The 20,346-nt window shown below is 67.6% G+C and carries 18 protein-coding genes; 11 read left to right on the top strand and 7 right to left on the bottom strand.

The genetic code is table 11. From position 1 onward, the window contains the following. Nucleotides 1-11 precede the first annotated feature (11 nt). On the top strand, nucleotides 12-2,345 hold the full coding sequence (locus GWI72_RS12805; RefSeq protein WP_161708847.1) for a S8 family serine peptidase: 2,334 nt from the start codon (nucleotides 12-14) through the stop codon (nucleotides 2,343-2,345). 6 nt (nucleotides 2,346-2,351) lie between these two features. Here GWI72_RS12805 and GWI72_RS12800 read toward each other — a convergent pair whose 3' ends face one another. After that, nucleotides 2,352-3,764: a pyridoxal phosphate-dependent decarboxylase family protein gene (locus tag GWI72_RS12800; protein ID WP_161708846.1), complete on the bottom strand. Its 1,413-nt coding sequence runs from the start codon at nucleotides 3,762-3,764 to the stop codon at nucleotides 2,352-2,354. A 228-nt stretch (nucleotides 3,765-3,992) separates the two neighbouring features. Between GWI72_RS12800 and GWI72_RS12795 the strand changes: the two genes are divergently transcribed. Beyond that, on the top strand, nucleotides 3,993-5,054 hold the full coding sequence (locus GWI72_RS12795) for an anhydro-N-acetylmuramic acid kinase (protein WP_179956068.1): 1,062 nt from the start codon (nucleotides 3,993-3,995) through the stop codon (nucleotides 5,052-5,054). Between the two features lie 41 nt (nucleotides 5,055-5,095). Beyond that, nucleotides 5,096-5,713 (top strand): GntR family transcriptional regulator, encoded by a 618-nt coding sequence (locus tag GWI72_RS12790; protein WP_161676583.1) that lies wholly within the window; start codon nucleotides 5,096-5,098, stop codon nucleotides 5,711-5,713. 65 nt (nucleotides 5,714-5,778) lie between these two features. Here the strand turns inward: GWI72_RS12790 and betB are convergent, their stop codons facing one another. The 3 genes from betB to betI all read right to left on the bottom strand — a co-directional run bounded on the left by betB (nucleotide 5,779) and on the right by betI (nucleotide 9,645). Continuing rightward, nucleotides 5,779-7,242: a betaine-aldehyde dehydrogenase gene (betB, locus tag GWI72_RS12785; RefSeq protein WP_161708845.1), complete on the bottom strand. Its 1,464-nt coding sequence runs from the start codon at nucleotides 7,240-7,242 to the stop codon at nucleotides 5,779-5,781. A 91-nt stretch (nucleotides 7,243-7,333) separates the two neighbouring features. Next, nucleotides 7,334-8,995 (bottom strand): choline dehydrogenase, encoded by a 1,662-nt coding sequence (gene betA, locus GWI72_RS12780; RefSeq protein ID WP_161708844.1) that lies wholly within the window; start codon nucleotides 8,993-8,995, stop codon nucleotides 7,334-7,336. Further along, complete coding sequence (gene betI / locus GWI72_RS12775; protein ID WP_161708843.1) at nucleotides 8,992-9,645, bottom strand: transcriptional regulator BetI; 654 nt, start codon at nucleotides 9,643-9,645, stop codon at nucleotides 8,992-8,994. The genes betA and betI overlap by 4 nt, the downstream gene beginning before the upstream one ends. Nucleotides 9,646-9,884: 239 nt before the next feature. On the opposite strand from betI, the gene GWI72_RS12770 reads away from it, so the two are divergent. The 8 genes from GWI72_RS12770 to GWI72_RS12735 all read left to right on the top strand — a co-directional run bounded on the left by GWI72_RS12770 (nucleotide 9,885) and on the right by GWI72_RS12735 (nucleotide 17,006). Next, the gene (locus GWI72_RS12770; protein WP_161708842.1) at nucleotides 9,885-10,853 is read left to right on the top strand and encodes a choline ABC transporter substrate-binding protein; all 969 of its coding nucleotides are present in this window, start codon (nucleotides 9,885-9,887) and stop codon (nucleotides 10,851-10,853) included. A gap of 90 nt (nucleotides 10,854-10,943) precedes the next feature. After that, nucleotides 10,944-11,792 (top strand): choline ABC transporter permease subunit, encoded by an 849-nt coding sequence (gene choW, locus GWI72_RS12765; protein WP_161676578.1) that lies wholly within the window; start codon nucleotides 10,944-10,946, stop codon nucleotides 11,790-11,792. After that, nucleotides 11,789-12,826 carry a choline ABC transporter ATP-binding protein gene (choV, locus tag GWI72_RS12760; RefSeq protein ID WP_161708841.1) on the top strand — a complete coding sequence of 346 codons (1,038 nt, stop codon included), beginning with the start codon at nucleotides 11,789-11,791 and terminating at the stop codon, nucleotides 12,824-12,826. Before choW ends, choV begins: the two co-directional genes overlap by 4 nt. Before the next feature lie 72 nt (nucleotides 12,827-12,898). Then, a complete protein-coding gene (locus tag GWI72_RS12755; protein WP_161708840.1) occupies nucleotides 12,899-14,077 on the top strand; it encodes a BaiN/RdsA family NAD(P)/FAD-dependent oxidoreductase in 1,179 nt (392 codons plus the stop codon). Between the two features lie 170 nt (nucleotides 14,078-14,247). Then, nucleotides 14,248-15,354 carry a LacI family DNA-binding transcriptional regulator gene (locus tag GWI72_RS12750; protein ID WP_161708839.1) on the top strand — a complete coding sequence of 369 codons (1,107 nt, stop codon included), beginning with the start codon at nucleotides 14,248-14,250 and terminating at the stop codon, nucleotides 15,352-15,354. 86 nt (nucleotides 15,355-15,440) lie between these two features. After that, complete coding sequence (gene rirA, locus GWI72_RS12745) at nucleotides 15,441-15,896, top strand: iron-responsive transcriptional regulator RirA (protein ID WP_161676574.1); 456 nt, start codon at nucleotides 15,441-15,443, stop codon at nucleotides 15,894-15,896. Between the two features lie 458 nt (nucleotides 15,897-16,354). Next, complete coding sequence (gene hemP, locus GWI72_RS12740) at nucleotides 16,355-16,549, top strand: hemin uptake protein HemP (RefSeq protein ID WP_208995846.1); 195 nt, start codon at nucleotides 16,355-16,357, stop codon at nucleotides 16,547-16,549. A 106-nt stretch (nucleotides 16,550-16,655) separates the two neighbouring features. Continuing rightward, nucleotides 16,656-17,006, top strand: coding sequence for a DMT family protein (locus tag GWI72_RS12735; RefSeq protein ID WP_161676573.1), 351 nt, complete (start codon nucleotides 16,656-16,658; stop codon nucleotides 17,004-17,006). 118 nt (nucleotides 17,007-17,124) lie between these two features. Here GWI72_RS12735 and GWI72_RS12730 read toward each other — a convergent pair whose 3' ends face one another. From GWI72_RS12730 to GWI72_RS12720, 3 genes are all read right to left on the bottom strand, one after another. Continuing rightward, a complete protein-coding gene (locus GWI72_RS12730) occupies nucleotides 17,125-18,330 on the bottom strand; it encodes an ABC transporter substrate-binding protein (protein WP_161676572.1) in 1,206 nt (401 codons plus the stop codon). 146 nt (nucleotides 18,331-18,476) lie between these two features. Then, nucleotides 18,477-19,460 carry a branched-chain amino acid ABC transporter permease gene (locus GWI72_RS12725; protein WP_161708838.1) on the bottom strand — a complete coding sequence of 328 codons (984 nt, stop codon included), beginning with the start codon at nucleotides 19,458-19,460 and terminating at the stop codon, nucleotides 18,477-18,479. 13 nt (nucleotides 19,461-19,473) lie between these two features. Further along, nucleotides 19,474-20,346, bottom strand: coding sequence for a branched-chain amino acid ABC transporter permease (locus tag GWI72_RS12720; protein ID WP_161708837.1), 873 nt, complete (start codon nucleotides 20,344-20,346; stop codon nucleotides 19,474-19,476).

Genomic DNA, 20,346 nt, shown 5'->3' with positions numbered 1-20,346 from the left:
TGAGGCGGCACATGCGTATCGACAGCTATGCCCTGACGGGTCAATGGTATCTGGATGGCGGAGGTCAGATCCCGGGGGCGGGGCGCGCGCACCTGAACCTCGGGTCCGTCTGGACGGCCACCGGCGGCACCGGCGTCTCGCTTGCCATCGTTGATGACGGAGTGGATCGCTCCCACGCCGGGCTTCTGACGGCCACCCGCGACCTGTTTGCCCGCGCAGAAGCCCTGAGCGGCGTCGATGGCGATCCGGTCGCCTTTGCCAATGGCCACGGGACGGCGGTGGCCGGGATCATCGCCGGTGCCGTCCTTGCCGGCAGTCCGGTCGGGATCGCTCCGGGCGTCCAGCTCGCCTCGCTGCGGATCTTCGGCGAGGGCGGGCTGTCGATCCGCCAGGCCATGGACCACCTGTCCGACTATGACATTGCCAACAACAGCTGGAGCTACTCGGTCGGCTTCTTCCAGGCCACGCCGGCGGGGCATGCCTCCTACTGGTCGGCGATCCGCACGCAGGTGGCCGAGGCCCTCACCGAGGGCCGCGACGGGCTCGGAACGGTGATCGTCAAGTCGGCCGGCAACGGCCGCCTCGAGGGGCGCACCAGCACCGACGACCTCATTGCCAACATGGACGGCGTCATCTCGGTTGCCGCCACCGATCACACCGGCATGGTCGCCTACTACTCGACCCCCGGAAGCAACATCCTCGTCAGCGCGCCCTCGTCCGGCGCCGGCCGCAGCATCACCACGCTCGATGTCACCGGGCTTGCCGGCTATGCCAGCGGCAACAGCTACGACGGCTTCGGCGGCACATCGGCGGCGGCGCCCATGGTGTCGGGCATCGTCGCCCTGATGCTGGCGGCCAATCCGCGTCTCTCGCACCAGGATGTCGCCGACATCCTCGCCCTGTCGGCGCGCCCGACCGGATCGCAGACCGGCGCCGCTCCCGTCGGCTACGAGAGCGCCACACGGCAGGCCAATGCGGCCGACATCTGGAACGGCGGTGGCCTGCAGGTCTCCAACGATTACGGCTTCGGGCTTGTCGATGCGCATCAGGCCTTGCGCCTCGCGGAGACCTGGGGCATCGGCCGGGTGCCGACAGAGCGTGTCGAGGTCACGGCCGCCGTGACCGGCTGGACTGCCGAGGCCGGTGGCACGGTGCTGCGCGGCAGCGTGACGCTTGCCGACGCGGTGGACCTGTCGACGGCGGTGCTGGGCCTGTCGCTCTCAGCCGGTGCCGAGGCACTGCGCGCCGTCTATCTCGTGTCGGCCGAAGGGTCGCGCAGCCTGGTTCATTCGGGTGCCTCCGGCCTGTCGGCCACGGGCGGCAGCCTTGCCTGGGAATTCCTGACGCAGATGCCGCGCGGCGAGGGGGCTGCGGGGACCTGGACCGTCGAGCTGCAGTTCGCAACCCCGGTCGCTCTGGCCGGGATCGGCCTTTCCGCCAGCCTGGAACTGGACGGCCGCAGGGCCACGCCGGACACCGTCCACTACTACACCGCCGATCACGGGCGCTTCGGCACCGGCGTGCTGGCAGATGCCAGCGGCCGCACCACGATCAACGCCGCCGCGATCGCCAGCGACAGCCGGATCGACCTGACCGGCGCGACCGACACCTGGCTCGGCGGACGGTCGCTGGCCATCAGCCGCGACACCCTCGTGACGACCGTCATCACCGGCGACGGCGACGACCGGATCGTCGCCCATGACCGGGGCGTGGCCGTGTGGTCGGGGCGCGGCAATGACACGGTGACGGGCGGTGCGGGCAATGATGTCTTCGTCGACGGTGCCGGCAACGATGTCTACCAGGGCGGGCTCGGGCTCGACCTGCTGCTTCTCGACCGCCCCCATGACGCGGCGCTGGTCCGGGTGGAGGCCGGCCCGGCCGGCTCGCTGCACCTCGTGCATGCGGGCGAGACGGATCGTCTCGACGGCATCGAGCGCATCGGCTTCACGGACGGCACGACGCTGGCCTTCGACAATGACGGCACCGCTGGCCAGCTCTATCGCCTCTACCAGACCGCCTTCAACCGCGCTCCCGACGCCGACGGCTACCGCAGCTGGCTGGCCGCCGCCGACGCGGGCGCAAGCCTCGCCGCGATCGCCGATGCCTTCACCCGCTCGGCCGAGTTCAACGCGATCTACAACAGCCTGCCGTCGACCCGCGACAAGGTGGCCGCCTTCTACAGCAACAGCCTCGGGCGGAGCCCCGATCCCAGCGGCCTCGAAGCCTGGAGCGTCATGGTCGCCTCGGCGCGCACGGCCGATGCGGCGCTGCTGCTCGGCTTCTCCGAGTCGGTGGAGAAGCGCCTGCTGACGCAGACGCTGTTCGAGGACGGGTTCCTGTTCTGAGCCGCACTAAAGCCCGCGCGCGATCTCCGTGATCACGTCGAAGGCCATCATCACGTCCTCGCGGGTGCAGTCGAACTGCCCGGCCTGGAACCGGATGACGAACCGGCCGTCCACCATCGTCTGCGTCAGGTAGATGCGGCCATCGTCGTTGATCGCGCTGATCAGCCGCTGGTTCAGGGCATCGAGATCGGCACCCGCCCCGTCCGGCCGGTAGCGGAAGGAAAACAGCGACAGCATCGGCTCGGTGACGATCTCGAAGTCGGGCTCGCCGCGCAGTCTTTCGGCCAGCTCCTGCGCCCAGGCGACATGGTTGCGGATCATCTGGCGCAGGCCATCAAGTCCGTGCGCACGGATCAGGAACCAGAGTTTCAGCGCCCGGAAGCGGCGGCCGAGCGGCACGGACCATTCCGAATAGTTGATGATGCCGTCCTTGCCATGGGTCTTCAGGTAATCCGGCCGGATCGCCAGGGTGCGCACGAGGCTCTCGGGATCGCGGATATACTGCACCGAGCAGTCGAACTGGGCGCCGAGCCACTTGTGCGGATTGAGCACCAGGCTGTCGGCCCACTCGATGCCACGCCAGTGGTCGCGGAACTCGGGGCAGATCATGGCAGCGCCCGCCCAGGCGGCGTCCACATGCAGGAACAGGCTGTTGTCGCGGGCAATCGGCCCCAGCTCGGTCAGGTCATCGGTGCCGCCGACGCCGGTTCCGCCGACGCAGGCGATGAGCCCGGCCGGCAGGTAGCCGGCTGCCCGGTCCGCCGCGATGGCGGCCTTGAGCGCGTCCGGGTCCATGGCGCGGGCGGGGCCCTTCACCGGGATGCGCACCAGATTGTCTCCGCCGATGCCGGCGATCCAGATCGCCCGGTCAATCGAGGTGTGCACCTCGCCGGAGGCATAGACGCGCAGGCGCGGGGACCCCGACAGGCCGTCCGCATTGCCGCGCCAGGCAAGTGCCCGCTCGCGCAGGGTGAGAACGGCGGCCAGGGTTGCGGAGGAGGCGGAATCCTGGATGACGCCGTGATAGCCCTCGGGCAGCCCGAGCCCCTGGCGCAGCCAGTCAAGCACACGGGTTTCCAGTTCGGTCGCTGCCGGTGACGTCTGCCACAGCATGCACTGCGCGGCCATGGCGGTGACGAGATACTCGGCGATCACCGACACCGGCGCGGCGTTGGCCGGGAAATAGGCGAAGAAGCGCGGATGCTGCCAATGGGTCATGCCGGGCAGGATGTCGCGCTCGAAATCGGCGAAGATGGTCTCCATCGCCTCGGCGCTGTCCGGCGGCGAGGCGGGGACCTTCGCCGCGATCTCGCCCGGCTGGGTCTGGGCGCGAACGGGCCGCTGGCGCAGACCCTCGCGGTAGTCGGCGCCCCAGTCCGCGGCGCGGTGCGACCAGGCGCGGAACTCGTCTTCAGTCATCACTCGTATGTCCTCCCGACTGCGGCGACCGGTCTCCCCCGGATCACCACCTCCTTGCGCTATCCCGAAAGGCGGGGCTGGACAAGCCACCCTTGCGCGCGGGGCGGGGAGGGCAGGGCCAGGGGCGCGCTTCGGCGACGCCGGCCGGCGCGCACATGCCCCTTGCATCCGGACGCGCGATCCCGTGCAATGCGCGCCGCGGAGGCTTCGCACGGGGGATGAGGCATCATGAAGGTTCTGGGGACGATCAGCGGCACGTCGGCCGACGGCATCGATCTGGCCCTGATCGAGACCGACGGCGAGCGGCTGTCGGGGACCGGAGCAGCCGGCATCCGCCCCTACCGCGCCACCACCCGCGCGGCCATTCTCGGGGCGATTGCCGCGGGTCCGTCGGATCGCGGCACCTGGCCGGCACTGGCCGACGCGATCACCCGCGACCATGCCACCGCGATTGCGGAATTTCTCGCCGGGACGGGCGAGACCCCCGATCTCGTCGTGTTTCATGGCCAGACCGTCTGGCATGATCCGGCGGCGGGCGAGACCGTGCAGCTGGGCGATCCCCAGGGTCTGGCCGACACGCTCGGCCTGCCGGTGATCGGTGACCTGCGCCAGGCGGATGTGGCGGCCGGCGGGCAGGGGGCGCCGCTCGTGCCGGTCTATCACCAGGCGCTGGCCGCCGGGCTCGGCCAGCCGCTGTGCTTCCTCAACATCGGCGGCGTCTCCAATCTCACCTACATCGACGGCGACACCGTGGTCGCCTTCGACGTCGGTCCGGGCAACGCGCTGCTCGACGACTTCATCCGCCGCGCCGGCGTCGACGACTTCGACCGGGACGGTCGCTGGTCACGGGGCGGGCATGTCGATGTGGCCCGCCTGGTCGTGGCCCTGAGCCATCCCTATTTCACCCGGGCCGCTCCCAAGTCGCTTGACCGCAACGCCTTTTCGCTGAAATGGGTCGAGGGCATGAGCCTTCTCGACGGGGCGGCGACGCTGGCCGCCATCACCGCCGAGGCCGTGGCCCGGGCCGTGGCGCTCCTGCCCCGCGAACCGCGCCGCTGGATCGTCTGTGGCGGCGGACGGCGCAATCCGACGATCATGGCCGAGCTGGCGCAGCGCCTCGCCGGTGTCGTCGAGACCTCCGACGACCACGGTCTCGACGGCGATGCCCTGGAGGCCCAGGCCATGGCCTTTCTGGGCGCCCGCTTCATGGCGGGCCTGCCCACCAGCTTTCCCACGACCACCGGTGCCCGGGAGCCGGTCATCGGCGGGCGGCTCTACCGGCCGCGCTGACCGCATTCCCACGCCCCGGTCTTTGCGCTACACAGGACGACATGAACGGAGCAGAGATCTACAAGCGCCTGGTCGAGGCCATCGAGGACCGTACGCTGAAGCCGGGCGACCGGCTCCGCGAGGCGGAGCTTGCCGAAACCTTCGGCGTCAGCCGCACCCCCATCCGCGAGGGCCTCAAGCGGCTCGAGGCGCAGGGGCTTGCCGTGCACGAGCCGAACCGGGGGATGGTGATCCCGACCCTCGACCATGGCCAGATCTCCGAGGTCTACTACATGCGCGAGGTGCTGGAAGGCACGGCCGCCCGGCTGGCCGCCCAGCATGCCTCCAACGCCGAGATCGAGATCCTTCAGGATCTGGTCGAGGCCGACCGGCAGCGCATCGCCGACGAGGCCTCGCTGGTGCGCTCCAACCGCGAGTTTCACCGCCGGCTCTATCTGGCCTCGCACAACCGCTATCTCGTGAGCCTCATCGACCATCTGCGCCTGTCGATGATCCTGATGGCCGGCACCACGCTCGACACGCCCGAGCGGCGCGAGACGGCGGTCGAGGAACATGCCGCCATCGTCCGCGCCATTGCCGGGCGCGACCCGGAGGCCGCAGAGACGCTGGCGCGCCGTCACATCGAGCGGGCAGAGAAGACGCGCCTCAAGAAGACCTGAGGCGCCGCCCGTCCTGCAACCGTCCGTCCTGCCACCGCTCGTCGGGTCCGGCGCGACCGGCGGCCTCAGAAGGCCGCCGCGACGTCTCCCATCTCCACGTAGACGCTCTTCACCTGGCTGTAGTGGCCGATGGCCGTGTGCCCGTTCTCGCGCCCGATGCCGGAGGACTTCATGCCGCCGAAGGGCATTTCGATCGGCGTCAGGTTGTAGGCGTTGATCCAGCAGGTGCCGGCGGCAAGCTGTGCGATCACCCGGTGGGCGCGCTGGATGTCGCGGGTGAACACACCGGCGGCCAGACCGAATTCGGTCGCGTTGGCCCGCGCGATGACCTCGTCCTCGCTGTCGAAGTCGAGCACGGACATGACCGGGCCGAAGATCTCTTCCCGGGCGATGCGCATGTCGTCCGTCACATCGGCAAAGACGGTCGGCTGCACGAACCAGCCCTGCGGGAAAGCCGCCACGTGTGCTGCCCCGCCGCCGCAGACAAGCCGCGCGCCTTCCGTCTTGCCGATCTCGATATAGCCCAGCACCTTGTCGAGCTGCGGCTTCGAGACGAGCGGGCCGATGTTGGTCGCCTCGTCCAGCGGATCGCCCAGCACGGCGTTTGCGGTGCGTTCAGCCAGCCGCGTCAGGAAGGCCTCCTTCAGGCTGCGATGCACGAAGACGCGGGTGCCGTTGGAGCAGATCTGGCCCGAGGAATAGAAATTGGCATTGATCGCCGCCGAGACGGCATTGTCGAGATGGGCGTCCTCGAACAGGATCAGCGGCGACTTGCCGCCGAGTTCCAGCGTCAGGTGCTTCAGGTTGCTGCCGGCCAGGCCCGCGACCTTGCGCCCCGTCGGCACCGAGCCGGTGACGGAGACCTTGGCCACCGCCGGATGCGAGACGAGCTTGGCGCCCACGTCGCCCGCCCCCTGCACCACGTTGAAGACACCGGCCGGAACGCCGGCCTCCAGGAGCGCCTCGGCCAGCTTCAGCGCGCTCAGCGGTGTCACTTCCGAAGGCTTGAAGATCATGGCGTTGCCGCAGGCCAGCGCAGGAGCTGCCTTCCAGCAGGCGATCTGGATCGGATAGTTCCACGCGCCGATGCCGACACAGATGCCGAGCGGCTCGCGGCGGGTGTAGGCGAAGGAGCCGCCAAGGTCGATGTGCTCGCTGGTCAGCGTCGCGGCAAGATTGCCGAAGTATTCAAGGCAGTCGGCGCCGGAGGCCGCATCGGCGATCAGCGTTTCCTGCAGCGGCTTGCCGGTGTCCAGCGTTTCTAGCTCGGACAGGGCGCGGTTGTTGGCGCGCAGGATCTCCGCCGCCCGGCGCAGGATGCGGCCCCGCTCGGCTGCCGGGGTGGCGGCCCAGATCTTCTGGCCTTCCCGTGCGGTGGAGATGGCGGCCTCGATGGTCAGGTCATCCGCGGCATGCAGGCGGGCGATGACGTCGCCGGTGGCGGGATAGAGGCTGTCGAAGGCCGCGCCGTTCGGGCTTTCGACATATCCGCCGCCAATGAAATGGGAGGCTCGGGGCTGGGCGCGCATGAGGTCGTCCTTGCAAGTCGGTCAGAAGGGAAACAGGACCGCCCACCGCCTTGGCAGACGCCTCCTGCTGTTCGTTGGGTCGCAGAATGGCTCAGCGCTGGCGCGTTTGCCACTGCGGATGGATCCAGGGCTCCAGATTGGACGCCGGCAGCGGCGCCTTGCCGAGAATGTGGTCCGAGGCCTTCTCGCCCACCATGATCGACGGGGCATTGAGGTTGCCGTTGGTCACCTGCGGGAAGATCGAGCTGTCGGCCACGCGCAGGCCCTCGACGCCGATCACCCGGCATTCCGGGTCCACCACCGCCATCGGATCGCTCGCCGCCCCCATGCGGCAGGACCCGCAGGGGTGATAGGCGCTCTCCACATGCTCCCGGATGAAGTCGTCCAGCTCCGCATCGCTCTGCACGCCGGCACCCGGCTGGATCTCGCGGCCGCGATAGGGCGCGAAGGCCTCCTGGCCAAAGATCTCGCGCGTGAGCCGGATGCAGGTGCGGAAGTCGGCCCAGTCGTCCGGGTGCGACATGTAGTTGAAGAGGATCGAGGGCTTGGCCAGCGGATCGCCCGAGGTCAGGCGGATGCGGCCGCGCGACTTGGAGCGCATCGGCCCGACATGGGCCTGGAACCCGTGCCCCTCGGCCGCCGCCTTGCCGTCGTAGCGCACGGCGAAAGGCAGGAAGTGATACTGGATGTCGGGATACTCGACACCGGCCTTCGAGCGGATGAAGGCGCAGGCCTCGAACTGGTTCGAGGCACCGAGCCCCTTGCGCGTGAACAGCCACTGCGCTCCGATGACCGCCTTGGAGACAAGGTTCCAGTACTTGTAGAGCGTGATCGGCTGGGTGCAGGCCTGCTGGATGTAGAGTTCCAGATGGTCCTGCAGGTTGGCGCCGACGCCCGGCCGGTCCGCGACCACGTCGAGGCCCATCTCGCGCAGATGCGCGGCCGGCCCGATGCCGGAGAGCATCAGGATCTTGGGCGTGTTGATCGACGAGGCGGAAATGATCACCTCGCGCGCCGCCCGAACGGTGACCGGCTGGCCGGAGCCGCGCTGGTACTCGACGCCGGTCGCCCGCCCGTTCTCGATGACCACCCGGCGGACGAAGGCCCCGGTGATGATCTCCACATTGCCGCGCTTCAGCGCCGGCTTCAGATAGGCATTGGCGGCGGACCAGCGCTGACCGTTCTTCACGGTCATCTCCATGTCGCCGAAGCCCTCCTGCTTCTGGCCGTTGTAGTCGCCCGTCGTCTCGTAGCCTGCCTGCTTGCCGGCCTTGATGAAGGCATCGAACAGCGGGTTCCACTTGGTGCCGCGCTGCACATGCAGCGGACCGGAGCGGCCGCGGAAGCCGTCGTCGCCGGTCGGGGTCTCTTCCTGGCGCTGGAAATAGGGCAGCACGTGCCGGTAGCCCCAGCCGCTGGCGCCCATCTCTTCCCAGGTGTCGAAGTCGCGCGCGTGGCCGCGCACATAGACCATGCCGTTGATCGAGGAGGAGCCACCGATGACCTTGCCGCGCGGCGTCGCCAGGATGCGGCCGCCCAGATGCGGCTCGGGCTCGCTCTCGAAGCCCCAGTCGTAGCGGCTCATGTTCATCGGATAGGACAGCGCCGCCGGCATCTGGATGAAGGGACCGGCGTCCGTCCCGCCGAACTCCAGCACCAGGACGCGGTTCTTCGGATCCTCCGACAGGCGGTAGGCCAGCGCGCAGCCGGCCGATCCGGCCCCGACGATGATGAAGTCAAACGTGTCGCTCATGCGGAGAGCCCCGGCTGCGATTGGGTCTGTGACTGGATCGGGTACGGCGCGGCACCGGACGCGCGGGCCCTGTGCAGCAGGATCTGCGCCTCGACGTAATCCTCGACGAGGCGGATGGCGGCGTCCGCATCCGGGGGCGCCTCCTTCAGCGCGCGGCGGATCCACACCCCGTCGATCATCGACGCCGTGCCCTCCGCCACGATCTGCGCGTCCGCCAACGGCAGGAAACTGCGCAGGCTGTGCGTCAGGTTGGAGACAAGACGGGCGGAATAGATGCGCAGCAGGCGCTGGCTCGCCGGATTGGTGCGGGCCTGCGAATAGAACGCCAGCCAGGCGGCAATCACCGCCTCGCGGAACTGGCCGGTCTCGAAATTGCCGGCGATGATCGCCGACAGGCGCGCACGCGGCGTCTGCGCTTCGGCCAGACGGGCGCGAATGCCCTCGCCCAGTTCGTGCAGCAGATGGCGCATGGTGGCGGCAAGGAGCTGATCCTTGGACCCGAAGTAATGATGCGCGAGCCCGCCCGACACGCCGGCCTTGCGCGCGATCTGCGCGATGGTCACGTCGCAATAGCCCTGTTCGTGAATCGCATCCACCGTTGCCTCGATCAGGCTGCGCCTGCGCTCGGCCTCCATCCCGATCCTTGGCATGATGATCTCCCTCCTGCTTCCAATTGAATATTTTTAATTGAACGATCAATCAATCAAAACTTGCCAAAGCCAACGGTCAATGGTTCATTAAGTCTCACCAGAGGGGCAAACCTGCCGCAAAGACGGCTAAATCAATCGGTTGCCCATTGTTTGAGATGTCCGTCCGGGGTTCATTGGGACTGAACACCGGCGAACGACCCCGTGTACCGGGGCGTCATACAAGAGCGGGAGACAACCGGATGAAGCGCGTTTTCACTTCCATCACCGGCGCGGCCCTCGGCCTGGCCCTCAGCGGCGCGATCAGCCTGACCACCACGGCGGCCGTTCAGGCTGCCGAGCCCGAGAGCTGCAAGACCGTCCGCTTCTCGGACGTGGGCTGGACCGACATCACCGCCACCACCGCCGTTGCCACCACCATCCTGCTGGCGCTGGGCTACGAGACCGATGTGAAGGTCCTCTCCGTTCCCGTCACCTATGCCTCGATGAAGAACAAGGACATCGACGTCTTCCTCGGCAACTGGATGCCGACGATGGAGGCCGACATCGCCCCCTACCGTGCCGACGGCAGCGTCGACACCGTGCGCGAGAACCTCGAAGGGGCGAAGTACACGCTGGCGGTGCCGAAATACACCTACGAGAAGGGCCTGAAGTCCTTCGCCGACATCGCCCGCTTCAAGGAAGAGCTGGGCGGCAAGATCTACGGCATCGAACCGGGCAATGACGGCAACCGCCTGATCCTCGGCATGATCGACGGCAACCAGTTCGACCTCAAGGGCTTCCAGATCGTGGAATCCTCCGAGCAGGGCATGCTCGCCCAGGTGGCTCGGGCCACCAAGCGCAAGGAAGACGTGGTCTTCCTCGGCTGGGAGCCGCATCCGATGAACTCCAACTTCGAGATCGCCTATCTGGAAGGCGGCGATGAGGTGTTCGGTCCCAACCTCGGCGGTGCCACCATCTACACCAACACCCGCGCCGGCTATGTCAGTGAATGCCCGAATGTCGGCCAGTTCCTGAAGAACCTGAAGTTCACCCTCGCCCTTGAGAACGAGATCATGGGCAAGATCCTCGACGGCGGGCAGGATCCGAAGATCGCCGCCCAGAGCTGGCTCAGCGCCAATCCCTCCGTGCTCGACGGCTGGCTGGCCGGCGTGAAGGCCCGTGACGGCAGCGACGGGCTCGCCGCCGTCAAGCTGGCGCTCGGCCTCTGAGTCCGGCGGTCCGGTCGCATCCGGGGCCAAAGGCCCTCGCCGCGACCGGACCCCGCCTGATCCTGTACATCTCGGCGCGGAGAGGGGCCCGTGGATTTCCTGACGCAATACAAGCTGCCGCTTGGGCAGTGGGCCAAGGCGCTGGTCGACTGGCTGACCAACAATGCCGCCTGGTTCTTTGACGGCATCGCCGTCGGTCTCGAGGCCCTGATCGGGGGCATCCTGTTCCTGCTGCAGGCCCCCGACCCGCTGGTCGTGGTGGGCTTCGCCACGGCGCTGGCCTTTCTCGTCCGCCGCAACATCGGCTTCCCGCTGTTCGTGCTGGGCTCGCTGCTGGTGATCATCAACCTCGGCTTCTGGGAAGAGACGACCAACACGCTCGCCCTGGTCCTCGGCGCGACGACCGTCTGCATGGCGGTGGGCGTGCCGATCGGGGTGCTGGCCGCGCACCGGCCGAATTTCTACACCGCCCTGCAGCCGGTGCTGGACCTGATGCAGACGATCCCGACCTTCGTCTACCTGATCCCGGCGCTGATCCTCTTCGGCCTCGGCATGGTGCCGGGTCTCATTGCCACCGTCATCTTCGCCCTGCCGGCCCCGATCCGCCTCACCCAGCTCGGCGTCTCCTCGACACCGACGCAGCTGCTCGAGGCCGGTCACGCCTTTGGGGCCACCCGCTGGCAGCTCCTGTGGAAGATCGAGCTGCCCTATGCCCTGCCGCAGATCATGGCCGGGCTGACGCAGACGATCATGCTGTCGCTGTCAATGGTGGTGATTGCTGCCCTCGTCGGGGCCGACGGTCTCGGCGTGCCGACCTTGCGCGCGCTCAACACCGTCAACATCGCCATGGGCTTCGAGGTCGGCGTGGCCATCGTGCTGATCGCCATCGTGCTCGACCGGTTCTTCCGCCTCAACCGCGTCACCGGAGGCCGCCAATGAGCGATCCGATCGTTTCCTTCCGGCAGGTCGACATCGTCTTCGGCGCCCGGCCGCAGCAGGCGCTGCCGCTGATCGATGCCGGCAAGACCCGGCGCGAGATCCAGGACCAGACCGGCCAGACCCTGGGCGTGGCCGGCGCCACCTTCGACATCCAGCCCGGCGAGGTCATCGTGCTGATGGGCCTGTCCGGCTCCGGCAAGTCGACGCTGCTGCGTGCGGTCAACGGGCTCAATCCGGTCATCCGGGGCGAGACGCTGGTGCGCGATGACGACGGCAGCATGGTCAATCCCGCCCGCTGCGGCGCGGACCGCCTCCGCCGCCTGCGCCGCAGCCGGATTGCCATGGTGTTCCAGCAGTTTGCCCTGCTGCCCTGGCGCAGCGTGGCCGAGAATGTCGGCTTCGGACTGGAGCTGGCCGGCGTCGGTCCGGCCGAGCGCAGCAAGCGCGTCGCCGCGCAGCTCGAGCTGGTGGGCCTCGCCGGCTGGGGCAACAAGCAGGTGCACGAACTCTCCGGCGGCATGCAGCAGCGCGTCGGTCTTGCCCGGGCCTTTGCCACCGAGGCGCCGATCCTCCTGATGGACGAGCCCTTCTCCGCGCTCGATCCGCTGATCCGCGACAAGCTGCAGGACGAGCTGATCCAGTTGCAGAAGACGCTGCACCGGACCATCATCTTCGTCAGCCACGATCTCGACGAGGCGGCCAAGATCGGCAGCCGCATCGCCATCATGGAAGGCGGGCGGGTGATCCAGCTCGGCACGCCGCAGGAAATCGTCCGCCATCCGGCGACGCCCTATGTGGCGGAATTCGTTGCCCACATGAACCCGCTCAACGTGCTCAGGGCCCAGGACATCATGATCCCGCTGGCGCAGGGACGCCCCGGGGCGGACGCGAGCGGGCCGAACTGCGGTCCGGTCACGCCGCTGCGCGAGGTGATCGCGCTGAAGCGGGCCGCAAGCGGACCCGTGATGGTGGTCGACAACGGCCGGACCGTCGGACAGATCGGCGAGGCGGAGCTGCTGGCCTGCATGGGCTGACGTCGCGCCGCAGCGGGCCATCACACGCGAAATGCAGGAGGCAAGTTCGTTGCCTCTTGCTATAAGCCGGCCATGACCCGAGTTGACGTCCTGATCCTGGGGGCCGGCGCCGCCGGCCTGATGTGCGCCATCGAGGCCGGCAAGCGCGGCCGGTCTGTGCTTGTCATCGACCACGCCAGGCGCGCCGCCGACAAGATCCGCATTTCCGGCGGCGGCCGCTGCAACTTCACCAACATCCACGCCAGCCCGGCGAATTTCCTGTCGGAGAACCCGCGCTTCTGCGTCTCGGCGCTCAAGCGCTACACGCCGGCGGACTTTCTCAAGCTGGTCGACAGCCACCGCATTCCCTGGCACGAGAAGACACTCGGCCAGCTTTTCTGCGACGACAGTGCGCAGGACATCATCACGATGCTGCTGACCGAGATGGACAAGGCCGGCGGCACGCTGTGGCTGGAGACGGGCTTCACCGACATCAGCAAGCCGGATGATCGTTTTGTGGTCGAGACCGCGCGCGGCCGCGTCGAGGCGACGTCGCTGGTGGTGGCCACCGGCGGGCCGTCCATCCCGAAGATGGGCGCCACCGGCATCGGCTACGAGATCGCCCGGCGTTTCGGGCTCAAGGTCGTGCCGCCCCGTCCTGCGCTCGTGCCCCTGACCTTCTCCGACGCCAACAAGGCCCTGTGCCAGAAGCTCGCCGGCGTGTCGGTGGACGCGGTCGTGCGGTTCGGCAAGACGGCCTTCCGCGAGGGTCTCCTCTTCACGCATCGGGGCCTGTCGGGTCCCTCGATCCTGCAGATCTCCTCCTACTGGCGCGAGGGCCAGCCGATCAGCGTCGATCTTGCCCCCGGCACCGATGTCTTCGCCGCGCTCAAGGAGGCCAGGCAGGCGCAGGGGCGACAGGACATCCGCACCGCCGTCGGCCACATCCTGCCGCGCCGGCTGGCGGAGGAACTCGCCACCGAATACGGCCTCGGCGGGCGCCTTGCCGATCTCTCCGACAAGGTGCTGCGCCAGACAGCCGACCGGCTCAATGCCTGGTCGCTGCTTCCCGCCGGCACCGAAGGCTACCGCACGGCCGAAGTCACCCTCGGCGGGGTGGACACCGACGAGCTGTCGTCCAGGACCATGGCGGCCACCCGGGTGCCCGGCCTCTTTTTCATCGGCGAGGTCGTCGATGTCACCGGGCATCTCGGCGGCTTCAACTTCCAGTGGGCCTGGGCCTCCGGCCATGCGGCGGGGCAGAGCGTCTGAACCGTCAGCCCGGCGCCGCCGGCCCTCCGGCGCCTGTGCCGAGCAACGCCCCTCATTGGCGCGTTCGCGCGGCTTCAGGTCAGCCGGCATAGTTTTTTGCATCGCAACAAAATGGCTGACAAACCGGCGGCCTGCGCTATAGTTCCTCCGGGGTATGAGGGCGATGTTCCATGCAGCGGATCACCATTCATGATGTCGCGCGCGAGGCCGGTGTCAGCCTTGCGACGGTTGACCGGGTCCTGAACGGGCGCCCGGGGGTCAAGGCCGCCACGATTGCCAGGGTGGAGGCTGCCGTCGCGCGTCTCGGCTACACGCCGGACGTGTTCGCGGCGAACCTCGCCAAGCGACGGCTCTATCGCCTGACCTTCCTGATCCCGGGCGGCCCCAATGCCTTCATGACCGACCTGCGACAGGAGGCGGAGCGGATTGCCCAGCGTGTTGCTGGCGAGCGTGTCGCCCTGACGGTCCAGGACATCGATGCCTTTGACAGCCATTCGGTCGCCGGCACGCTGGCGCTGATCGACAAGGCCAGCTGCGACGGCGTCGCCGTTGTCGCGCCCGCCTCGGCCGAGGTGCGGGCGGCGATCGACCGGCTGACGCTGCGCGGCGTTCCGGTCGTCACGCTCGTGTCCGATCATCCTGCCTCCGCGCGGGCCCATTTCGTCGGGATCGACAACATGGCCGCCGGCCGGGTTGCCGGACGCCTGCTGGGGCGCTTCCTGGCCGGAAACCGCCCGGGCCACCGGGCCCGCATCGGCTTCATCGCCGGCTCGCTCGGCCTGCGCGACCACGCCGAGCGGCACGGGGGCTGTATCGAGGTCTTCGAGGAGCTGTACCCGGACTTCGAGCCGATCCGCGTGCGGGAAGGGCGCGACGACAACGACCGCACCTATGACCTGACCCGGCGCCTGCTTGCCGATCATCCGGACATCAGCGGGCTCTACAACATGGGCGCCGGCAACCGCGGCGTGATCGCGGCGCTGGAGGAAAGCGGCCTGGCCGGACGCGTGACCTTCATCGCGCATGAACTGACGCCCTACACCCGCGCGGCGCTGGAGCGCGGCACCATTGCGGCGCTGATCGCGCAGGACCCCGGGCACGAGATCCGCAGCGCCGTGCGCGTGCTGAAGGCACTGATCGACGGCCAGCCGATCGTGGCCGCGCAGGAGCGGATCGGGATCGACATCTTCCTGCCGGAGAACCTGCCGCCGCAGGAGGGCGCCACGCTGGAGCGCAAGGCAGCCGAGGCCCGGCCGGAGCTGCGGCGGGCCAGCTGAGCCCGGGTCCGACCTGCGGCAAAATTCGCCGCAGCGCGGGCTTCCCCCCATTGACGCAGGGGCCACCAGCGGACATATCTAAACTTATGCGCCTTACTCAACAAACCAACTACGCCGTTCGCACGCTGATGTACTGCGCCGCGAACCCTGACCGGCCCAGCAAGGTGGCGGACATTGCCACCAGCTTCGGCATGTCCGAGACGCATCTGTTCAAGATCATGAAGGTCCTGGTCGATGCCAATCTCATCAAGACCATCCGGGGGCGGAACGGCGGGATCATGCTGGCCCGTCCGGCCGAGCAGATCTCGATCGGCGAAGTGGTGCGTGCGGCAGAGGATTCCTTCTATCTCGCCGAATGCTTCAATTCCGGCCGCAAGGATTGCCCGATCCTGACCACCTGCGGCTTCAACGGCGTGCTGCACGAGGCGCTGGAAGCCTTCATGGACGTGCTGGATCAGAAGACCATCCACGACATCTCCGAGAACCGCACCGACCTGCGCCAGCTGCTGCAGATCGATGCGGTCATGGCGGCCGCCAGCTGACCCTGCGCAGCACCGCGCAAGGCCTGACGCCGGTCTCCGACCGGCGTTTTTTATTGGCCGGACCAGATCAAGTCGCTGGGCCCGTAAGCCTGAGGCCTTGACCGCGGCGAGAAGAGGGAAGGGGGGGCGGGACGCCGCGACCCCGGCTCCGGGGCGGCCTGGCGACGGCAGGTCGCCGGGGGGGCGTGAGGCCGGCTTACACCCGTCAGCGGGATCGGCCTGAAAAATACCGGGCTGGCTTGCCGTTTGAGGGAGAGGAGAAAACAGCTGGCTTGCCTGGCATTTTGACTGATGCTCAGTCTTGCCTGGGGCGACGGGCCGGAGGACGCGATTTCCGGGGCGCCGCCGTTCAGGCCTTGTCTTGGTACTTTATTCTGAGTATTAGAGTCAAGTTATTTGTTGCGAACCACTCGCAACTTTGGAACGCCTCTAAACTCCTGAAGCACCGGGGAACTCCCATGGCAGAAGCCAATCCGCGTCAACAGAAGCTCATGCTGCCAACCCTGCGCAAGGTCGCCCAGCCGCGCGAGGACAAGAGCCTCGTCGACAGCGCCGCGCTGTTTGCCGGCAACCGCGAGATCCGGATCCGTCACAATGACGAGACCTATCGCCTGACGATCACCAAGCTGGGCAAGCTGATCCTGACCAAGTAGGCCGTCCGCGGGCGGGACGGCGGAGCCGGTTGCTGGTTGCTGGCGAACGGTCTAGGAGCAGGAGCTGGTGCCTCGCACCCGCCCGCTTCTCCGGATGGATCCTGCCATGACCTCGCTGCCCGTTCCCGTCGTGACCATCGGCCTTCTGCTGGCCTCGAACATCTTCATGACCTTCGCCTGGTACGGCCACCTGAAGTTCAAGGGGACGGCCCTGTGGCTGGTGATCCTGGTCAGCTGGGGCATTGCCTTTTTCGAGTATTGCCTGCAGGTGCCGGCCAACCGCATCGGCCATGGCTATTTCAGCGCGGCCGAGCTCAAGACGATCCAGGAGGTGCTGACCCTCACCGTCTTCGCGGTGTTTTCGGTGTTTTATCTGGGCGAGCCGTTCCGGCTCAATCACCTGATCGGCTTTGCCCTCATCGCGGCAGGGGCCTGGTTCATCTTCCAGAAGTGGTAAGCCGCCCGGCGGGCGCCTGCCAGGCCGCAGAAAGTCCCTGTGCAGGCCCGCACATAAAGGAAAACCGGCGGCTCCAGGGGAGCCACCGGTCCGGTCATCCCGTCCCTCTCGGGGGGGATTACTTCATGTCGGCCATCTTCTCGAAGCCGGCAGCGCCGACCTTGAACAGGGCGTAGACGCCCGGCACGTCGCCGTTGGCGTCGAACGTGTAGTCGCCTGCCGCGCCCTTGTAGGTGATGGGCTTGCCGGCTGCGATCAGTTCCTTGGCCTTGGCCCACTCGCCCGGCTTCACCGGCTCGCCGTCGGTCGTTGCGGTGATCTCGCGCAGCGCCTTGGCAACCTTGGTCTTGTCGCCGCCGGCCTTCTCGATCGCCATGGCCATCAGGAACGTGGCGTCATAGGAGGTGGTCACGAAGACCGCATCCGGATCGCCGCCGATGTCCTTGAAGTTCTTCGCGAAGATTTCCAGCGAGTCGGACTTCTCGCCGACCGGCGCGGAGGTGAAAAAGGTGTTCAGGTTGCTGGCGCCGAGCTCCTTGATCGGAGCGTCGGACTTCATGCCGTCCGCGCCGACGAAGTTCTTGAAGAAGCCGTTTTCCAGCGACTCGCGCAGCATGGTCAGGCCGCTGCCATCACCATAGTCGAAGATGACGAGCGTGTCGGAACCGCCCTTGGCCAGCTCGGCCAGGTTGGTGCGGTAGGAGGCCTTCTCGCCTTCATGCGCCGCAAACGCGGTGATCTTGCCGCCGATGCTCTCGTACTCGGCCTTGAACGCGTTGGCGAGGCCGGTGCCGTAGTCGTTGTTGAGATAGGCAACGGCGACGCTGTCCATGCCCTTGCCCTTCAGGGCGCGGGCCAGGGCGCGGCCCTGGTAGTCGTCGGACGGAACCGTGCGGAACACGGTGTCATTGTCCTTGAGCTTGGTGATTTCCGGCGAGGTGCCCGACGGCGTGATCAGCGCGATGCCGGCCGGGATCGTGACCGAGTTGGCTGCGGCGATCACGGCACCCGAGCAGTGCGGGCCGACGAGACCGACAACGCCGTCGATGTTCACGGCCTTGGTGGCGGCGTCCGTGCCGTTCTGCGGGTTGCAGGCGTCGTCGCCGGTGACCTGCACCAGCTTCTCGCCCTTGCCGATGCCGCCCTGGGCGTTCACTTCCGTGATCGCCATTTCGGCCGAGAGAAGCATGGCCGGTGCCATCGCGGCGATCGGGCCGGTGATGCCGCCCAGCAGGCCGATCTTGACGTCGGCCTGTGCCGAGGTTCCGGCGAGGGTGGTCGCGGCGAGGAGAGAACCGGCGAGGGCCAGTACCTTCTTATTCATTCCAAACCTCCACTTGTGTTCCGGGAGCTTGCTGCCCCTCCGTGAGAGATCCCGCGTGGAGATCTCCCGAGCGATGTCGGCCCCCTTGTTGCCGGGGACCTTTTCCTGGTGCGGCCCGGGCCAGCCCCGACCGCACCAAAGACCTGTCAGCGGCTCTGGCGCGGCGTGGCCTGATCGCCGGAGCGCGTCGGCTGGCGGGTGCCGCCCAGCGGCTCCGGCAGGATGCCCTCCGGCCGGTAGCGCAGCACAAGCTGCAGCATCAGCCCGATGAGAAACACACGAATGTATTTCGCCTGAACCGCATATTCATGCGGGAGCCGGTCGGTTGCAATCTCGGAAACGGACCAGATGATCCAGACCACCGCAGCGCCGAGGATGGCGCCGCGGTTGTTGCCGGAGCCGCCGAGGATCAGCATGATCCAGACGAGGAAGGTGGCGACCATCGGGTCGATGGCTTCCGGCGTGATCGAGCGGTTGAAATGCGCAAACAGCGCCCCGCCCAGTCCCATCAGCGCCGCACCGAAGATGAAGGCCTGCAGGCGGCGGAAGGCGATGTCCTTGCCCATGGCCGTGGCTGCGGTCTCGTTGTCGCGCACGGCGCGCATCATGCGGCCCCAGGGGGCGTTGTACTGGCGCTCGACCGCGAAATAGACGACCGCCAGCACTACCAGCACGATGGCGAGATAGGCCATCTGCGACTGCACATAGGGCAGGTCGCCGAAGGGCCGCGGGATGTTGTTGATGCCCTTCGACCCGTTGGTCAGCGCGTCTTCCGACTTGATCACCAGACGGATGATCTCTGCGATGCCGATCGAGGCAATGGCCAGATAGTCCGAGCGGAAGCGCAGGCAGACCTTGCCGATCGGCCAGGCGATCAGCGCTGCCGCCACCATGGCGCCGAGCCAGCCCACCACGGTCGGCAGCTCGAAGCCGCCGATGCGCCCGGCAGCCTCGGGGCTCGTCAGGATCGCCGAGGTATAGGCGCCGACCGCGAAGAAGCCGGCGATGCCCGCGTTGAAGAGGCCGGAATAGCCCCACTGGATGTTCAGCCCGAGGGCCAGGATGGCATAGATGCCGATGAAGACGCCCATGAAGAGGGCGTAGTTGGCAAGACCGAGTGCCAGTTCCATGTTCCGCCTCCCCTCAGAGCACCTTGCCGCGCAGCAGGCCGGTCGGGCGGACCAGCAGCATCACGAGCAGGATCGCAAAGGCCATTGCCGCCTTGTATTCGCTGGGCAGGACCAGCACGGACAGTTCCTCGACGATGCCGACAATCAGTCCGCCCAGAACGGCGCCCTCGACCCGCCCGACACCGCCCAGGATCGCGGCGGCAAACATCGGCAGCAGCATCGACCAGCCCATCATCGGCTTCAGCTCGGTGTTGAGGCCGAGGAAGATGCCGGCTGCGGCGCACAGGCCGCCGGAGATGATCCAGGTCAGCATCACGACCTTGCGGTTGTCGATGCCGGACAAAAGCGCCAGGTTCGGGTTGTCGGACATGGCGCGCATGGCCTTGCCCCACTTGGACCGGCTCAGGAACAGCTGCAGGGCGACGACGAGCACGATCATGGCAAGGACCGTGTAGATCTCGCGGTCACGCAGGCGCAGGCCGAAATAGTCTTCCGGGCGCACCAGGCCGCGGCTGTAGGTCTCCGTGTCGACCCCCCAGACCACCTGCACGACCGCGCGGATCATCAGCGCGACGCCGAGCGAGGCCATCACCGTGATGATCTTCGGCCGGTCGCGGAAGGCTTCGTAGCAGACCCGGTCGATGCCGACCGAGATGGCGGCGACCATGAGGATGACGAAGGGCAGCGTCACCCAGATCGACACGCCGAACAGATGGATCATGGCAAGCGCGAGGAACGCGCCGAGGGTCGCCAGGTCGCCGTGGGCGAGATGCGCGTAGCGCAGGATGGCAAAGACCAGCGTGATGCCGACGGCACCCAGGGCATAGATCGACCCCAGCACGACGCCCGGGACGATGTAGAAATTGAGGAAATCAATCAGGGTCAT

The sequence above is a fragment of the Pannonibacter sp. XCT-53 genome, assembly GCF_009915765.1.
In the GTDB taxonomy this organism is placed as follows: domain Bacteria; phylum Pseudomonadota; class Alphaproteobacteria; order Rhizobiales; family Stappiaceae; genus Pannonibacter; species Pannonibacter tanglangensis.
Note: the sequence above shows the minus strand (reverse complement) of the source record. Positions and strands in the feature narration are given on the sequence as shown.

What these genes read in the sequence shown, in the direction of transcription:
- GWI72_RS12805 (WP_161708847.1), top strand. Translation starts at nt 12, where the DNA reads ATGCGTATCGACAGCTATGCCCTGACGGGTCAATGGTATCTGGATGGC.
- GWI72_RS12800 (WP_161708846.1), bottom strand. Translation starts at nt 3,764, where the DNA reads ATGACTGAAGACGAGTTCCGCGCCTGGTCGCACCGCGCCGCGGACTGG.
- GWI72_RS12795 (WP_179956068.1), top strand. Translation starts at nt 3,993, where the DNA reads ATGAAGGTTCTGGGGACGATCAGCGGCACGTCGGCCGACGGCATCGAT.
- GWI72_RS12790 (WP_161676583.1), top strand. Translation starts at nt 5,096, where the DNA reads ATGAACGGAGCAGAGATCTACAAGCGCCTGGTCGAGGCCATCGAGGAC.
- betB (WP_161708845.1), bottom strand. Translation starts at nt 7,242, where the DNA reads ATGCGCGCCCAGCCCCGAGCCTCCCATTTCATTGGCGGCGGATATGTC.
- betA (WP_161708844.1), bottom strand. Translation starts at nt 8,995, where the DNA reads ATGAGCGACACGTTTGACTTCATCATCGTCGGGGCCGGATCGGCCGGC.
- betI (WP_161708843.1), bottom strand. Translation starts at nt 9,645, where the DNA reads ATGCCAAGGATCGGGATGGAGGCCGAGCGCAGGCGCAGCCTGATCGAG.
- GWI72_RS12770 (WP_161708842.1), top strand. Translation starts at nt 9,885, where the DNA reads ATGAAGCGCGTTTTCACTTCCATCACCGGCGCGGCCCTCGGCCTGGCC.
- choV (WP_161708841.1), top strand. Translation starts at nt 11,789, where the DNA reads ATGAGCGATCCGATCGTTTCCTTCCGGCAGGTCGACATCGTCTTCGGC.
- GWI72_RS12755 (WP_161708840.1), top strand. Translation starts at nt 12,899, where the DNA reads ATGACCCGAGTTGACGTCCTGATCCTGGGGGCCGGCGCCGCCGGCCTG.
- GWI72_RS12750 (WP_161708839.1), top strand. Translation starts at nt 14,248, where the DNA reads ATGCAGCGGATCACCATTCATGATGTCGCGCGCGAGGCCGGTGTCAGC.
- rirA (WP_161676574.1), top strand. Translation starts at nt 15,441, where the DNA reads ATGCGCCTTACTCAACAAACCAACTACGCCGTTCGCACGCTGATGTAC.
- hemP (WP_208995846.1), top strand. Translation starts at nt 16,355, where the DNA reads ATGGCAGAAGCCAATCCGCGTCAACAGAAGCTCATGCTGCCAACCCTG.
- GWI72_RS12735 (WP_161676573.1), top strand. Translation starts at nt 16,656, where the DNA reads ATGACCTCGCTGCCCGTTCCCGTCGTGACCATCGGCCTTCTGCTGGCC.
- GWI72_RS12730 (WP_161676572.1), bottom strand. Translation starts at nt 18,330, where the DNA reads ATGAATAAGAAGGTACTGGCCCTCGCCGGTTCTCTCCTCGCCGCGACC.
- GWI72_RS12725 (WP_161708838.1), bottom strand. Translation starts at nt 19,460, where the DNA reads ATGGAACTGGCACTCGGTCTTGCCAACTACGCCCTCTTCATGGGCGTC.
- GWI72_RS12720 (WP_161708837.1), bottom strand. Translation starts at nt 20,346, where the DNA reads ATGACCCTGATTGATTTCCTCAATTTCTACATCGTCCCGGGCGTCGTG.